Source organism: Caballeronia ptereochthonis (assembly GCF_001545075.1).
In the GTDB taxonomy this organism is placed as follows: domain Bacteria; phylum Pseudomonadota; class Gammaproteobacteria; order Burkholderiales; family Burkholderiaceae; genus Caballeronia; species Caballeronia ptereochthonis.
In genome coordinates this window covers 117,161-133,489 of the sequence record NZ_FCOB02000015.1, presented here as the reverse complement: position 1 = coordinate 133,489, position 16,329 = coordinate 117,161, and the positions used below count along the sequence as shown (strand labels likewise).

General features: G+C 63.9%; 14 protein-coding genes and 1 tRNA gene. 6 read left to right on the top strand and 9 right to left on the bottom strand.

The features are described 5' to 3' along the window. Position 1: 1 nt before the first annotated feature. From AWB83_RS17445 to recA, 8 genes are all read right to left on the bottom strand, one after another. Positions 2-1,819, bottom strand: a complete 1,818-nt coding sequence (locus tag AWB83_RS17445; RefSeq protein ID WP_087046857.1) for a PglL family O-oligosaccharyltransferase — start codon at positions 1,817-1,819, stop codon at positions 2-4. A gap of 179 nt (positions 1,820-1,998) precedes the next feature. Beyond that, positions 1,999-2,589: a pilin gene (locus tag AWB83_RS17440; RefSeq protein ID WP_087046856.1), complete on the bottom strand. Its 591-nt coding sequence runs from the start codon at positions 2,587-2,589 to the stop codon at positions 1,999-2,001. 141 nt (positions 2,590-2,730) lie between these two features. Beyond that, a complete protein-coding gene (locus AWB83_RS17435; protein WP_087046855.1) occupies positions 2,731-3,441 on the bottom strand; it encodes a TerC family protein in 711 nt (236 codons plus the stop codon). 128 nt (positions 3,442-3,569) lie between these two features. Continuing rightward, the gene (gene sucD, locus AWB83_RS17430) at positions 3,570-4,451 is read right to left on the bottom strand and encodes a succinate--CoA ligase subunit alpha (RefSeq protein WP_087046854.1); all 882 of its coding nucleotides are present in this window, start codon (positions 4,449-4,451) and stop codon (positions 3,570-3,572) included. Positions 4,452-4,548: 97 nt separating this feature from the next. Then, positions 4,549-5,730 carry an ADP-forming succinate--CoA ligase subunit beta gene (gene sucC, locus AWB83_RS17425; RefSeq protein WP_341866717.1) on the bottom strand — a complete coding sequence of 394 codons (1,182 nt, stop codon included), beginning with the start codon at positions 5,728-5,730 and terminating at the stop codon, positions 4,549-4,551. 107 nt (positions 5,731-5,837) lie between these two features. After that, entirely contained in the window at positions 5,838-6,479 is a 642-nt protein-coding gene (locus AWB83_RS17420) for a DUF2889 domain-containing protein (protein ID WP_087046852.1), read from the bottom strand. A gap of 127 nt (positions 6,480-6,606) precedes the next feature. Further along, positions 6,607-7,602, bottom strand: a complete 996-nt coding sequence (gene recX / locus AWB83_RS17415; RefSeq protein ID WP_087046851.1) for a recombination regulator RecX — start codon at positions 7,600-7,602, stop codon at positions 6,607-6,609. A gap of 18 nt (positions 7,603-7,620) precedes the next feature. Next, positions 7,621-8,691: a recombinase RecA gene (gene recA / locus AWB83_RS17410; RefSeq protein ID WP_087046850.1), complete on the bottom strand. Its 1,071-nt coding sequence runs from the start codon at positions 8,689-8,691 to the stop codon at positions 7,621-7,623. Between the two features lie 296 nt (positions 8,692-8,987). Between recA and AWB83_RS17405 the strand changes: the two genes are divergently transcribed. From AWB83_RS17405 to AWB83_RS17380, 6 genes are all read left to right on the top strand, one after another. Continuing rightward, on the top strand, positions 8,988-9,716 hold the full coding sequence (locus tag AWB83_RS17405; RefSeq protein ID WP_087046912.1) for a response regulator transcription factor: 729 nt from the start codon (positions 8,988-8,990) through the stop codon (positions 9,714-9,716). Positions 9,717-9,721: 5 nt separating this feature from the next. Then, the gene (locus AWB83_RS17400) at positions 9,722-11,308 is read left to right on the top strand and encodes a sensor histidine kinase (protein WP_244197778.1); all 1,587 of its coding nucleotides are present in this window, start codon (positions 9,722-9,724) and stop codon (positions 11,306-11,308) included. Positions 11,309-11,539: 231 nt separating this feature from the next. Then, positions 11,540-13,198, top strand: a complete 1,659-nt coding sequence (locus tag AWB83_RS17395; RefSeq protein WP_087046849.1) for an MFS transporter — start codon at positions 11,540-11,542, stop codon at positions 13,196-13,198. Positions 13,199-13,317: 119 nt separating this feature from the next. Beyond that, positions 13,318-13,394, top strand: a tRNA-Met gene (locus AWB83_RS17390). Between the two features lie 334 nt (positions 13,395-13,728). Further along, on the top strand, positions 13,729-14,421 hold the full coding sequence (locus AWB83_RS17385; RefSeq protein ID WP_087046848.1) for a hypothetical protein: 693 nt from the start codon (positions 13,729-13,731) through the stop codon (positions 14,419-14,421). A 130-nt stretch (positions 14,422-14,551) separates the two neighbouring features. After that, positions 14,552-15,412: a MurR/RpiR family transcriptional regulator gene (locus AWB83_RS17380; RefSeq protein ID WP_087046847.1), complete on the top strand. Its 861-nt coding sequence runs from the start codon at positions 14,552-14,554 to the stop codon at positions 15,410-15,412. On the opposite strand, the gene AWB83_RS17375 is transcribed toward AWB83_RS17380, so the two are convergent. Next, entirely contained in the window at positions 15,409-16,296 is an 888-nt protein-coding gene (locus AWB83_RS17375; protein WP_087046846.1) for a LysR family transcriptional regulator, read from the bottom strand. The two genes, AWB83_RS17380 and AWB83_RS17375, sit on opposite strands and share 4 nt — an antisense overlap. Positions 16,297-16,329: the final 33 nt, after the last annotated feature.

The following is a 16,329-nucleotide window of genomic DNA, read 5'->3' as shown; positions in this document are numbered from 1 at the left end:
CTCACTCCCCGTCATCGTCCTCGTCGTCTTCTGTCGAAGGCGATTGATTCTGCGCCGGCACGCCATACAGCTTCATCAGATCCGCCTTGAACGACGTCAGCGGCCGGCCCGCCTCATCGACGAGATCGTAGACGGCCGCCAACTGCTTCGGCCAGTCGTGTAGCTCGGTCGCGAAAATCTTCAGCCGCGCCATCGTATCGAGCGCCTCGGCGTTCTGTCCGGCCAATGCCTGCAGCACCGCATACCGCCGCAACACGGTCTCGCCCGGCAACAGCGCGATCGCCTTGCGATGCGCGGCAAGTTTCTCCTCGACATTCTGCGCATTGATCGTCAAGAGCGTCGCCGCGCCGTATTCGCCCCACGCCGTGAACAGGAACGACGGATTGTCGCGATACTGCTCGGCCGGCCGCGAGCCGTAGTAGAGCACTTCGGCGCGGTTGTAATCGCGCAGCGTCGGATAGAGCGCCGCGAGCCCGCCGAGCACGAGCACGACATACACGCCATACGACAGCGGCCGCGCGACCAGCCGCAAAGGCCGCGTCTCCAGCAGGCCGATGACGAGCATCGCCGGCATCAGAAAGAACATGTACTGCTGCGGATACTCGACGAGCGCGTGCATCATCAGCACGCCGAGCAGCGACAGCGCGAAGATGCGCGCCGGCGTCTGCGGCGCGCGCAGCACGCGGATCAGCCAGAGCACGACGCCCAGGAGCAGGATCGCCACGCCGAGCGCGCCCGTTTTCGCGAGCAGATCGATGAAGATGTCGTGCGCGTTGTTCGCGATCTCCACGCCGCCCAGATCGCGCACGAGATCGAACTGATAGCGCGGAAACTCGCCCCAGCCGACGCCCAGCAGCGGATGCGTCTTGAACATCGTCCAGCCGTATTTCCAGAGCGCGAGGCGCGGCGCGATCTGATTCGCGTCCTGCATGCGCTCGGCCGCCGATTGCGCGAGTCCGAAGTCGTAACGCGTGTTCGCCCAGCGCACCGCCGCGTTCACCGCGAAGAACAGGATCGCAAGCAGGATCGGCACGAGCCACGCGCGCAGGTCGCGCCGGCCCGGTCCGTCGAAGCCTTCGGACGCGATCGGCCGCCCCAGCACGACGGCCATCCAGAACCCGGCGACGACGATCACGCCTGTCTGCAGCCACGGCCCGCGCGACACCGTGAGCGCGAGCCCCAGCGAATACACCGCCGACAGCACGAGCCACAGGACGACCGGCAGACGGCGCGACTGCACGAAATAGAGCGCCCCCGCCATCGCGAAGGCGATGACCGTTGCAAGGTGATTCGCCTGCGCCATGTTGCCGAACGGACGCCGTTCGACCGTCACGTTGTACGCGACGACGAACGGCGTAAACTTCACTTCGAGGTGAAAGAGCTGCACGATCTGGCAGAAGACCGCGAACAGGCCGCCTAGCATCAACGCCGCCGCGCCGATGCGCAGCGCCTTCTCCGCGAGCCCCGCGCGCGCAAGCCCGAAGCCGGTATGCACCGCGACGAAAGACGCGAGCAGATACGCGCCGCCCAGCCAGTTCATCGACGGCTGCGCAATGGGCAGCAGCACGGTCTGGGCGACGAGCAGCAGGCCGAACGCGAGCGGCATCAGCGCCACGACCGGGGAGGCGAACTGCACCTTCGGCTCGGCAACGCGCACGAGCAGCGCGACCGTCGCGCCGAGCGCGAGATAAAGCGCAAGCGCGCTATATTCGGCGTAGAAAGTCGGGATCGGATACGTGTGGTTGACGACAGCGAAAGGAATCGTCAAGGCGAGACACAGGACTGCAAAGCAGAGAAAACGCGCGTATTGGGAAGGCATGAGGGACAGGGAACGTCGGCAACCGGCGCACTATACAAAACTTTGCCCCCGCTGTCCGGCGAACGGCGGGATTTGCGACGAAATGGCTGTTTTTCGCGCAAAAACGACGCTTCGAGGCGCGGGGGAGCCGTAATTCCTGCCGCCGCGCCCGTTCCCTGCGCTTCGCTCTTTCGCACTGCTTACGCGCGGCATTCCGGCGGTGCGAGATTGGCCGGCAAGCCCGGCGCTTCGGTCGGCAACGGCCCCGCACCCGGCGCGGGCAGCGACGACGCCGTCTTCGTCGCCGCAAAGCATTCCCACGTCAGCGAGCCTGCCTGCACCGCGCCGCGGGTGAGTGCGATCCGCGCCGTGGGGGTATCCGCGTTATCGGGAGTCGAGGGCACAAGCACGAGCGTGTTCGAGCCCGCGGGCGCGACGCGCGTCGAATACGCGATCGTGATCTGGCCGGTGTCGCTGTCGACGTGAATGGACTCGACGTTGCGCGTGCCCGGCGGCGACGCATAGCCGCCCGCGAGATCCGCGCCGCTCGCCGCGTTCTCCGCCACCGCGAGGCGCGCCGACGCCGCGAGCGATATGCCCTCGCCCACGCGGCTTCGCGCCAGATAGTCCTGATACGCGGGAATCGCGTAAGCCGCGACCACGCCGACGATCGCCAGCACGATCATCAATTCGATCAGGGTGAAGCCGCGCGCCAGTACCTCCTGCGCACGTCCGAACCACAATGCGCGCCGTTCCGGCGGCGCATTTAAACCACAAGCCAACATCGTCATTGCTGCTCCCAGAAATACGAAAGACGCCACGAAAAAGCGCCCTGCCGCGCGATGCGGACAGGACGCTTCGATCGTATTGAGGGAGCCAAAAAAGCGACAGTCGGCCGAACGGCCTAAGCGGTCGTGCCGTAACGAATGGGATCAGCCCGCCGCTCGATTGCCGTCGGCGAGCGCGCGGCGCTTGAGCAGCCAGCCGACGGCAACGACCAGCAACGCACCGATGACGCGCGCCGCATAACCGACGAGCTCGGTATTGAGCGCGGGCCAGCGATCGATGAAGGGATCGTCGATGATGAGCCCGCCCGCGATCCACCCGAGCAGCCCCGCGCCGATCAGCACGACGACAGGAAAGCGATCGAGCAGCTTCAGCACCAGCGTGCTGCCCCACACGATGAGCGGAATGCTCACGATGAGGCCGAAGATCACCAGCGCGAGGCGATGATGCGGGTCGGCCGCCTCCGCCGCGCCCGCGATCGCGATCACGTTGTCGAGGCTCATCACAGCATCCGCGATGATGATCGTCTTCACCGCCGCCCACAGCCGGTCCGACGCGTTGATCTGATGCTCGTCGTGATCCGGCTGCATCAGCTTCAGACCGATCCACAGCAGCAGCAGTCCGCCCAGGAACTTGAGGAACGGAACGTCGAGCAGCATGACCGCGAAGGCGATCAGCACGACGCGCAGCGCAATCGCGCCGAGCGTGCCGAGCACGATGCCGCGCGTGCGCTGCTGGTCGGGCAGGTTGCGGCAGGCGAGCGCGATCACGACGGCATTGTCGCCCCCAAGCAAAATGTCGATCAGGATGATCTGAACGACCGCGCCCCAGTGAAGGGTCGAAAAAAATTCGAGCATGTAGCGAAGCGAAAGCAGTGGCCGAAATGAAAAAAGCGAGGAAGCAGCGCTCCCTCGCTTCTTATCGGCTTATACGAAAGGAATCAGTAAGAGTACCAAACCCCGGCGTATTTTGCCTGCTCGATGTATCAGAGCACCGACTTCAGCAGACGGCCCATCTCCGACGGATTCTTCGTGACCTTGATGCCGCACGCGTCCATGATTTCGAGCTTGGCTTCCGCCGTGTCCGCACCGCCCGAGATCAGCGCGCCTGCGTGGCCCATGCGCTTGCCCGGAGGCGCCGTCACGCCCGCGATGAAGCCGACCACCGGCTTCTTCATGTTGTCCTTGATCCAGTAAGCGGCGTTCGCTTCGTCCGGACCGCCGATCTCGCCGATCATGATGACGGCGTCCGTCTCCGGATCGTCGTTGAACATCTTCATCACGTCGATGTGCTTGAGACCGTTGATCGGATCGCCGCCGATGCCGACCGCCGACGACTGGCCGAGACCCAGCGCCGTCAGCTGGCCGACCGCTTCATACGTCAGCGTGCCCGAGCGAGACACGACGCCGATGCGGCCCTTCTTGTGAATGTGGCCCGGCATGATGCCGATCTTCAGCTCGTCCGGCGTGATCGTGCCGGGGCAGTTCGGTCCGAGCAGCAGCGTCTTGCGGTTTTCGCGGCGCATGCGGTCCTTGATTTCCAGCATGTCGCGAACCGGAATGCCTTCCGTGATGCAGATCGCGAGATCGAGATCGGCCTCGACGGCTTCCCAGATCGCGGCGGCCGCGCCCGCGGGCGGCACGTAGATCACCGAAACGGTCGCGCCGGTTTCAGCCTTCGCTTCCTTGACGCTCGCGTAGATGGGAATACCTTCGAAATCTTCGCCCGCACGCTTCGGGTTCACACCCGCGACGTACGCTTCACGGCCGTTCGCGTATTCGCGGCAGGCTCGCGTGTGGAACTGGCCGGTCTTGCCGGTGATGCCCTGCGTGATGACCTTCGTGTCTTTGTTGATCAGAATCGACATGTAGTGACCTCTGTTCGTTTGGCGTCGCTCAAAGCAAATGCAAGCGCCGCCATTCGTATCTGGTGGAACGCTCTCTTAAGGCTGGGTAAGCGCGCGCTTACTTGCCTTCGGCTGCCGCGACGACCTTCTGCGCGGCTTCTTCCATGCTGTCGGCCGAGATGATCGGAAGGCCCGAGTCCGCCAGCATCTTCTTGCCGAGGTCTTCGTTCGTGCCCTTCATGCGCACGACGAGCGGCACTTGCAGATGCACCGCCTTCGACGCCGCGATCACGCCTTCCGCGATCACGTCGCAGCGCATGATGCCGCCGAAGATGTTCACGAGGATCGCCTTCAGGTTCGGGTTCTTCAGCATCAGCTTGAAGGCTTCCGTCACCTTCTCGGTCGTGGCGCCGCCGCCGACGTCGAGGAAGTTGGCCGGCTCGCCGCCGAACAGCTTGATGGTGTCCATCGTCGCCATCGCGAGGCCCGCGCCGTTCACGAGACAGCCGATGTTGCCGTCGAGCGAGATATACGCGAGGTCGAACTTCGACGCTTCGACTTCAGCCGGATCTTCTTCGTCCAGATCGCGGTATGCGACGATTTCCGGATGACGGAACAGCGCGTTCGAATCGAAGTTGAACTTGGCGTCGAGCGCGATGACCTTGCCGTCGCCGGTCACGATCAACGGGTTAATTTCCGCGAGCGATGCGTCGGTTTCGTAGAACGCCTTGTACAGGCCTTGCAGGATCGCGCGCGCCTGCGGGATCGATGCGTCCGGAATGCCGATCTTGCGAGCGAGGTCGTCGGCGTCCTTGTCCTGCAGACCGGTCGACGGCTCGACGGCGAACTTGTGCAGCAGTTCAGGCGTCTTTTCCGCGACTTCCTCGATGTCCATGCCGCCTTCGCTCGACGCCATCACGACGATCTTCTGCGAAACACGGTCGAGCACGAGGCCGACGTACAGTTCCTTCTTGATGTCCGCGCCTTCTTCGATCAGCAGGCGATTCACCTTCTGGCCTTCCGGGCCGGTCTGGTGCGTGACGAGCTGCATGCCGAGGATCTGGCTCGCGTATTCGCGGACCTGCTCGATCGACTTCGCGACCTTCACGCCGCCGCCCTTACCGCGGCCGCCGGCGTGGATCTGCGCCTTGACGACCCAAACCGGGCCGCCCAGCTCTTCCGCGGCCTTGACCGCATCGTCCACCGAGAACACGGGTTTGCCGCGCGGGACCGCGACGCCGAATTTCCGCAGGATTTCCTTACCCTGGTACTCGTGAATCTTCATGCGTGATTCCTTCAGTCTGAGAGTTGGAGTGAACTTCTGTTTGCTTGAACCGCTGATTCTTTTCGATTCTTGTTTGAATTCCTTGCGCCCGAGCGAGCGAGGACCAGGCAGCAAGAGGCGAACTACGTCTCTCGCCCGTCTTCTGCCGTGGCGCCCGCTTCCGTTTGGCCGGCAGGCGCGTAGCCGAACCAGCGCGGGTAATGCTCCCTGACCGCCGGTCCGTCGAAGCGCAACGCGTGGCACCGGCCGAGCTGAAACGGCGGCTCGTCCTGCGGCGCGGTCGCGCCGGCGCCTGGTTCGTCGGTTCGCTTGAACGGATTGCCGTCCTCGATCTTCCAGACGTCGCCTGCGAACGCCTGGATGGCTGCCGTGGGCAGGACGCCGCACAGTTCGGTGAGATGCGTGCAGCCGGCCGTGCCGCGCAGCACCTTGTTGGCTTCACGGCGGAAACTCTGGAGCAGATTGAGCCCGATGAGCTTGCGATACGCGGAATTGGACTCGGCGCACAGACCGCCATAGGGCGACCAGTCGGACGACGCTTCGGCGTCGACGATGGTGAGCTTGCGGTCGATGGTGATGCGCAGCCAGAGTTCATGGATCGGCAGGCCGTGTGGCCGGACGCCCGTCGCGAGGCGAAAGTCGCGCGGCTTGTCATCGGTTAGACAGGCTTCGATATCCCAGAGGCCATCCTCACGCTCGAACGCTTCCAACCGAATCGCGCGGCGATGGCGCAATTGTCGGGGAGCGGGAGGAGAGAGAGGCATGCTAAGAGTGAGCCAGTGAGCCGGTACGGGGAAAACCGTGCAATTTTAGCATATTGGGTATTTCGAGCCGGGCATGCGCCTGACGAATGGAACGTGCGTGCGGGACGAGGCGGCGCTCGCCTGACGCTCACTCGTCGGCGATTTCTTCGCTCAAGTCTTCGTCGCCGCCCTTGAGAATCTTGCCGATGGTACTGCTCGAGAAACCGCGCGCGGCGAGAAAGCGCGCCTGCTTGGCGCGCTCGCCGGGCGTCTCGGGCAGGACGCCGTATTTCTTGTCCCAGACGGCCTGGGCGCGCGCCGTCTCGGTTCGAGCGAGCTTGTCGGCCGTTTCGCCGATGAGCGCATCGCCGACGGCGTGCCGCTTCAGCTCGCTGATGATCCTGCTGCCGCCCATTTGCGACGCCCGCCGATGCACGACGCTCTCGACGAAGCGTTCGTTCGAGAGCCAGCCGTCGCGCTCGAGGCTATCGAGCAGGGATTCGAGCAAACTGGCTTCTTCCACGTACGGGCGCAGTTTTCTCGACAACTCCGCGCGGCTGTACTCGCGACGCGAGAGGAACGCGAGCGCGCGCGCCTTCGGCGAGCGCTGCGGGCGTTTGGGGTTGCTGGCTTCGGCTGCCGAAGGCTTGCGGGTACGTTGGTTCGAGCGGCTGTAAACGGGTTCGCTCGAAGCGGCGCGCGGCGCTTCGGAAGGCGCGCATTGTTCGAACGGCTCGAACGGATCGGCGTCTTCGAAAGGGTCCGCGAAAGGCGTCGGGGCCGGGGCCGGCTCCGAGACCTTGCCGGCGGGTTCAGGCGAGCCCGGCGCACGTCTCGCCCGAAGCGATTCGGGTTGCTCGGTTGCCTGCTTCAGCAGCGCGCGAGCTTGTTCCAGACGCGTCGATCGATCGATTGCGCCCGCCTGCGCGTCCTCACCGTTGTCGCCGGCAGCTCCGGAAACGCGACGCGCCGACGCGAATGGCTTCGCGTCGGCGCGTTCCTTGTTACCGCGTTTGAATCCGCCTGACTTCGACGATGCACCACGCCGCTCGCTGCTTCGCTCGTAGCGATCGACGGATTCGGAACTGTCGTCAGCTCCTTCATCCGCCGTGTCAGCCTTCGATCCGGACCGGCGCTTCTGCATCGTCCTTCGGGCTCGTGCTTACTCGTCGCCCGCCACTTCGGCGCCCGCGACGACGGCCTCGCCCATTGCAGCCACGCCCAGCGATTCCCGGATCTTGTTCTCGATCTCGCGCGCGATGTCGGGGTTCTCGCGCAGGAATTCACGCGCGTTGTCCTTGCCCTGACCGATGCGATCGCCGTTGTAGCTGTACCAGGCGCCCGCCTTGTCGATCAGCTTGGCCTGCACGCCCAGGTCGATGATTTCGCCCTGACGCGAAATGCCCTCGCCGTACAGAATGTCGAAGATGGCTTCGCGGAACGGCGGCGACACCTTGTTCTTCACGACCTTCACGCGCGTCTCGTTGCCGATGACTTCGTCGTTCTTCTTGATCGAACCAATGCGGCGGATATCCAGGCGCACCGACGAATAGAACTTCAGCGCGTTGCCGCCCGTGGTGGTTTCCGGGTTGCCGAACATCACGCCGATCTTCATGCGGATCTGGTTGATGAAGATGACGAGGCAGTTCGTGCGCTTGATGGTGCCGGTGAGCTTGCGCAGCGCCTGCGACATCAGGCGCGCTTGCAGGCCGGGCAGCGAGTCGCCCATTTCGCCTTCGATTTCGGCCTTCGGCACGAGCGCCGCGACCGAGTCGATGACGATCATGTCGATGGAGCCCGAGCGCACCAGCGCATCCGCGATTTCCAGCGCCTGTTCGCCGGTGTCCGGCTGCGAGATCAGCAGATCCTGCGCGTTCACGCCGAGCTTTTGCGCGTATTGCACGTCGAGCGCGTGCTCCGCGTCGATGAACGCCGCCGTGCCGCCGAGTTTCTGCATCTCGGCGATCACTTGCAGCGTGAGCGTGGTCTTGCCCGACGACTCAGGACCGTAGATTTCCACGACGCGGCCGCGCGGCAGGCCGCCGACGCCGAGCGCGATGTCCAGTCCGAGCGAACCAGTGGAAACCACCTGAATGTCTTCGACCGCCTCACCTGCGCCGAGCCGCATGATCGACCCTTTGCCGAATTGCTTTTCGATCTGCGAGAGCGCGGCGGCCAGGGCCTTGCTCTTCTCCGCAGTCATTCCAGCCGGGCCTTTCTTGCTTTCTTCCATGAATCGTCCTTTGCTATGATGAACGGCGTCTGAGGCAGTGCGCACGGGCTCTTTAAATGCTCATTGAGCGTATCTTTGAGCATGCGAAAGCCACCTTCGGCACTCACGCAGACACTGTATAAAAAAACAGTGGTTTTTGCAAGCACGATCGTCGTGGCGCTCTCTTTTTTGCCACGCCGCGCGAACCGCGCAAAAACCGCAAAACACCTGGAGACCGCCGCGCCGGGCGACAAACGGTGCCGGCAATGCCGATGCGCCTCATCGCGCAGGCAAGGCGTACAAAGGCGCACACGACGATGCGAATCCTCATTGCCGAAGACGACAGCATACTCGCGGACGGCCTCGTCCGATCACTCCGCCAATCGGGATACGCCGTCGACCATGTCAGGCATGGCGTCGAGGCGGACACCGCCCTCTCGCTGCAGACCTTCGACCTGCTGATCCTCGATCTCGGGCTGCCGCTCATGTCCGGGCTGGAAGTGCTGCGGCGCCTGCGCGCGCGCAACTCGCAGATGCCCGTGCTGATCCTGACCGCGGCCGACAGCGTCGACGAACGCGTGAAGGGGCTCGATCTCGGCGCGGATGACTATATGGCCAAGCCCTTCGCGCTGAACGAGCTCGAAGCGCGCGTGCGGGCGCTGACCCGGCGCGGCGCGGGCGGCGGCCCGACGGTGGTGAAGCACGGCTCGCTATCGTTCGATCAGGTCGGGCGCATCGCGACGATCGGCGAACAGGTGATCGATCTGTCCGCGCGTGAACTCGGCGTGCTCGAAGTGCTGCTGCAAAGAACCGGCCGGCTCGTGTCGAAGGAACAGCTCGTCAATCACCTGTGCGAATGGGGCGAGGAAGTCAGCAACAACGCGATCGAGGTCTACGTTCACCGGCTGCGCAAGAAGATCGAGCCGAGCGGCGCGAAGATCATCACGGTACGCGGTCTCGGTTACACACTGGAGAAGGCCGGCGCCACGGCGAACGGAGCGAGCCCGCAACCGTCCGGCGAAGCCGCCAGTCATCACTATAAGTAAGCCGCATGGGGTCGCCCGCTTCCACCGAATCGCGCGAATCGAAAAGCCACGCCGAAGCGAGCGCCACCACCGATTCCGACGCCCTGCGCGACGCCCGCTATGCCAATCCGTTTGCGCCGCCCGACGAGCTCGAGCCCGACTCGCAAGCGCATCCGCGCTCGCTCTTCGGCGAGATTCTCGACTGGATGCTCGCGCCGCTTCTGCTGCTCTGGCCGATGAGCATCGCGGTGACGTATCTCGTCGCGAAGTCCATCGCGAACGGGCCGTTCGACCGCGCGCTCGAAGCCGACGCCTACGTGCTCGCGCGCCAGATCCAGCCGGTCAATGGCGTGGCGGAGCTGCGCCTGCCCGACGCCACGCGCGATTTCCTGCGCGCCGACAACGTCGACAGCGTGTTCTTCCAGGTGCTCGGCACGCGCGGCGAACTGGTCGGCGGCGACCGCGACATGCCCCTGCCGCACGACGACGACCGCCCGCAGCCGGGCATCGTCGAGTTTCGCGACGATGTCCTGCGCGGCAACGACATCCGCGTCGCCTATACGACCGTCGATCTGCCCGGCCTCGCGCCCGGACGCGATCCGCAAGGCAGGCAGCCCGTGCTCGTTCAGGTGGCCGAGACGCTCGACAAGCGCAGCCAGCTCGCCAACGACATCATCAAGGGCGTGATCCTGCCGCAGTTCGTGATCCTGCCGCTCGCGATCATATTGGTGTGGTTCGGCCTGTCGCGCGGGCTCGCGCCGCTGCATGCGCTGCAGTCGAACATCCGCGCGCGCCGCCCCGACGATCTCTCGCCGCTCGAGGCGGGCCGCGCGCCGCCGGAGATCGCGCCGCTCGTCGCCTCGTTCAACGATCTGCTCACGCGCCTCGAGCAGAACATGGAGTTCCAGAAGCGCTTCATCGCCGATGCCGCGCACCAGATGAAGACGCCGCTCGCGGGCTTGCGCATGCAGGCCGAACTGGCGATGCGCCAGGACGTATCGACGGAAGTGCAGCGCTCGCTCGAACAGATCGCGATGAGCTCCGAGCACGCGGCGCGGCTCGTCACGCAGTTGCTCGCGCTCGCGCGCGCGGAGAATCGCGCGACGGGTCAGATCTTTTCGCGCGTCGAGCTGACGACGCTCGCGCGTCTCGCCGTGCGCGACTGGGTGCAGGCCGCCCTCGCGAAGCGCATGGATCTCGGCTACGAGGAGCCGCCGTATCCGGTCGAAGTGGAAGGCAACGTGGTGATGCTGCGCGAGATGCTGTCGAACCTGATCGACAACGCGATCCGCTACACGCCGGCGGGCGGGCGCATCACCGTGCGCGTGCGGACCGACGACAACGATCTCGACCTCGTGCATCTCGAAGTGGAGGACACGGGGCTCGGCATTCCGGCGGCGGAGCGCGCACGCGTGGTCGAGCGCTTCTATCGCATCCTCGGCCGCGAGGGCGACGGCAGCGGCCTCGGGCTTGCCATCGTCAAGGAGATCGCGACGATGCACGGCGGCGCGCTCACGATCGAGGATCACGTGTACCAGGAAAGCCCGCGCCTCGCCGGAACCCTCGTGCGGGTCAGCCTGCAGCGGGTTTTTCCTGCCCGGGACAAACCCTGAGCGCAAGCGCCGCCGGATGTTCGCGCAAGCGCGAGAAGAACGAGCTTAGACGAATTTAGACGATCGTTCGCATCGCGTATCCGCGAATACCGCGCAATTCCCGAATCCGGCCACCGGCATGCCCGGCGCGCGCCGCGTCAGAACGCCGTAAGTTTTCGTTCCAATAATCGTTGCACCGGACCCGCCTCGTCGCGGACCGACGTATTCGAATATCAAATCAGGAGACGACACATGGCTACGGTTGAGGGGCGCGTTTCGCACGCACCGATGACGGGGGAAGAGAAGAAGGTCATCTTCGCCTCGTCGCTCGGTACGGTGTTCGAGTGGTATGACTTCTATCTGGCGGGCTCGCTCGCCGTCTACATCAGCAAGACGTTCTTCTCCGGCGTCAATCCGACGGCCGGCTTCATCTTCACCCTGCTCGGCTTCGCGGCGGGCTTCGCGGTGCGTCCGTTCGGCGCGATCGTGTTCGGGCGGCTCGGCGACATGGTCGGGCGCAAGTACACGTTCCTCGTGACGATCGTCATCATGGGCCTGTCGACGTTCCTGATCGGCTTCCTGCCCGGATACGCGACGATAGGCATCGCGGCGCCGGTCATCTTCATCGCGATGCGTCTGTTGCAGGGCCTCGCGCTCGGCGGCGAATACGGGGGAGCCGCCACCTACGTCGCGGAGCACGCGCCCTCGAACAAGCGCGGTGCGTGGACGGCGTGGATCCAGACCACGGCGACGCTCGGTCTCTTCATCTCGCTGATCGTGATTCTGGCCGTGCGCACGACTTTGGGCGAAGAGCAGTTCGGCGCATGGGGGTGGCGCGTGCCGTTCCTCGTGTCGATCCTGCTGCTGGCCGTGTCCGTGTGGATCCGGATGAAGCTGCACGAATCGCCGGTGTTCGAGCGCATCAAGGCCGAAGGCAAGACCTCGAAGGCGCCGCTCACGGAAGCGTTCGCCGAGTGGAAGAACCTGAAGATCGTGCTGCTCGCGCTGTTCGGTCTGACGGCGGGCCAGGCGGTCGTGTGGTACACGGGTCAGTTCTATTCGCTCTTCTTCCTCACGCAGACGCTGAAGGTCGATGGCACGAGCGCGAACATCATGGTGGCCGTGGCGCTGCTGATCGGCACGCCGTTCTTCGTGTTCTTCGGGTCGCTCTCGGATCGCATCGGGCGCAAGCCGATCATCATGGCGGGCTGCCTGATCGCCGCCTTGAGCTTCTTCCCGCTCTTCAAGGCGCTCGCGCACTACACCAACCCGACGCTCGAAGCCGCGACGCAGAAGTCGCCGATTGTCGTGATCGCCAATCCGGACGAGTGCTCGTTCCAGTTCAACCCGGTGGGCACGTCGAAGTTCACGACGTCGTGCGATATCGCGAAGAGCGCGCTGTCGAAGGCCGGTCTCAACTACGAGAACGTGGCGGCACCTGCGGGAACGGTCGCGCAGATCAAGGTCGGCGAGACGGTGGTGAACACCTACGACGGCAAGGCCGCGGACGCGAAGGCGAAAGGCGCGGCGTTCGACAAGACGCTCGCGGGCACGCTCAAGAGCGCGGGCTATCCGGCGAAGGCCGATCCGGCGCTGATCAACTGGCCGATGGCGATCGTGGTCCTGACGATCCTCGTGATCTTCGTGACGATGGTGTACGGCCCGATCGCGGCGATGCTGGTGGAGATGTTCCCGGCGCGGATCCGCTATACGTCGATGTCGCTGCCGTATCACATCGGCAATGGCTGGTTCGGCGGGTTCCTGCCGGCTACGGCGTTCGCGATCGTCGCGGCCAAGGGCGATATCTATTCGGGCCTGTGGTATCCGATCGTCATTGCCTTGATTACCTTCGTGGTCGGCATGCTGTTCGTGAAGGACACGCGCAAGTCGAACGTTTATCACGAGGATTGACCAAGGCTTTGCGGGCGGGCTTGGGTTTCGGGTCCGCCCCTTCCACGCGTGTTTCTTAAGAAATCGCAGGGAAGGGGTTGACAGTGTGCCCGCCGCTCGCCATAATCTCGTCTTCTTTCGGCGAATTAGCTCAGTCGGTTAGAGCGACGGAATCATAATCCGCAGGTCCGGGGTTCGAGTCCCTGATTCGCCACCAGTTGCACCAAGCCCTTGAATCTTCTAACGAAGTTCAAGGGCTTTTTACATCTGGCGTCACTTTCGGTATCGCAGTGCCGACTTGCACAAGCTTCCTGTGCCTCCTTAGGTCCCTTCACGTGTCTGTCGTCTGCGTATGTGTCAAGACGAATTCGACACCCATATTCACTCGTCCCCGCTAGCTGAAAAATTAATACGGACAGCTGAAAGCGCGCGTCCCCGGTCGCCTCACCAGTCTCGCTCCGCCTGACATTTATCGCAGCAGCTCGGGATAAAACCACGCAAAATCCACGATCACGCCGGCATGGCGATTTTCAACTCGGGGACAACACAGAATGCCTGACACACCTTCGCAACAGCAAATCGACGAAGTCTTCGATATTGTCAAGAAGGCGACTACTGACAAACGACCGGAACGTCAACTTACTAAATACGAGAAAGCACTAGAAACCTTTAGCAAATGGCTGCTTACGCATCAGCTCATGGGCTTCTCGCTGGCTATTATTCTTGCTGGACTTTCCTATTTTCTCCATGACACACCATTGGCAAAGACGGCTTCCGCGACCGTAACGTTGTCTCAGCTACTGGGTGTAGCCCTTAGTCTCGTCGTCATTGCGTTCTCGGTTCCGTTTTTTCATCGACTGCTCAAGACGCCATTTTCTCAGTTCTTTCACCTGGCCGAATCCTCGGCCACCTTTAATCTCCAATATGTCGAACGGCTTGCAACTTGCGAAACCGCGGCCATTCGATATGTCCTCACCTGCTACGAGGGGGAGCGAATTGCATTCGAGAAGCGCTGCGGGATACTCGTCGGTTCAATCGAGAAAATCGGCTTCTTCCCGGCGCTGGCTGGTCTGGGCACCCTCTCGATTGGTCTATCAAAGCTTTCGGCCATGCAGTCATGGGCGAATGCGCTGATTTTTCTGATTCTGGCCTTTTACATCCTCAGCACAGCGGCGTTCGCCATGACGCAAAGACAGGATCGCGTGATCAGCCTGCTCAAGTACTGCCTGGAGACGTTCAACTAGGGGCGTTTGAGGGAAGCGCGGCTTCCGCCCACCAGCGCCACCGAGTAAATCGACTGCGGGCGTGCGAATTCGATTGCGTCGCGCCGTGTTTAAATAGCGCATCCAACCCGCTGCAACCGAGCCTTCCTCCGTGCCCACCTTCGACCAACTCGCCGCGACCATCCGCGACCGCTTCCCGGGCCTGAGCCCGCAGTTCCAGGCGGGCGCCGCCTTCCTGCTCGACTATCCGGACGAAGTCGCCGTCCTCTCGATGCGCAAGGTCGCGGAGCGCGCGAAGGTCCAGCCCGCCGCGATGGTCCGCCTCTCGCAGCAACTCGGCTTCCCCGGCTGGAACGAATTGCGCGAGATCTTCGTGAGCCGCGTGCGCACGCGGCCGGAACCGCTGACCACGCGCGCCCGTTCGCTCGTCAAAGGCGGCTCCGACAATCACCTTAGCCGGGATCTCGCGCACGCGCAGTCGCACAATCTCGAGCTCACGCTGGCGCAGAACGCCGAGAGCGTCGTCGAAGCGGCGAAGACCTTGAAGAAGGCGCCGCACGTCCATGTCGCGGGCTTTCGCTCGTGTTATCCCGTCGCCTTCAGCCTGCTCTACGGCTATCGGCTGTTTCGACCGTCCGTGAGCCTCGTCTCCGGCGAAGCCGGCACGCTCGAAATGCAGTTGCGCGGCATCGAGAAGCGGCACGCGGCGGTCGTCGTCAGCTTCGCGCCGTATTCCGTCGAAGCGGTGCGCGTGGCGCAAGCGGCGATCGAGCGCGGCGCGAAGCTCATCGCGCTCACCGACAGCGCCGTCTCCCCCATCGCACTGAACGCGGATCACACGCTGATGTTCTCGCACGATTCGCCGTCGTTCTTTCCGTCGCTCGTCGCGGCTTCGGCGCTGGCCGAAATGCTCGTCGCGCATCTGCTCGCGCTCGAAGGCAAGGAAGCGATCGCGAATCTGGAACAGGCCGAAGCCGCGCTCCACTCGCAAGGCGCCTACGCGGCGAGCTAGCCGAACGAAGCCCGCAGCAGTTCGCACAGATCGGCGGCGATGGACGACATCGACACATGCCGATGCTTCACGATGCCGATCGACCGCTGCACCTCCGGGCTCCCGATCGGGATCGCGCGAATGTCCGGCGCGAAGTGCGCGGACACCGCAAGCGATGGCACGATCGCGCAGCCGAGCCCCGCATCGACGAGCGCGACGACACATGAGATGTGCTCGACTTCGTAGAACCATCGCAGGCTGATCGACTCGTGCCCGAGCAGCATTTCGAGCAGCAGACGGTTGCCGCTGTCGCGTCCGCCGATGATGAGCTTCGTGCGCGCGAGATCGCGCAGCGTGACGCTCTCGTGGTCCGCCCACGGATGCTCGCGATGCACGGCGAGCACATAGCGATCCGTGAGCAGCGGCTCGAACGTGAGGTCCTCGTCGTCGCCGGGATCGAGGCTGATGCCGAATTCGGCGAGGCCCGCCCTCACCTGCCCGAGCACGAAATCGTGATTGCCGTCGAAGATCTGCACGCCGACCTGCGGATACTTCTCGCCATACCGCCGCAGCACATCGGGAAGCACGCGGTTCACCACGGTCGGAATGCTCGCGAGCCGCACCTTGCCGAAACGCTTCTCCGCAATCTCGCGGATCGACGACAGCATCGTGCCGAGTTGCGAAATCTGCTGGCGCGCCATCGGCAGGAACTGGCGGCCGACGCCCGTCAGCGCGACGCTGCGCGTCGTCCGGTGAAACAGCTCGACGCCGAGCGCCTGCTCCAGCTTCTGGATGCGCCGCGACAGCCCCGGCTGCGTCAGATGCATCCTCTCGGCCGCTTTCTGGAAGCTGCCGAGTTCCGCCACCGCGACGAATGCTTCGAGCTCCGAGTTCTCGACTTTCATAACTGTCTCGCATGAATCCGTGAAAAACCGGCA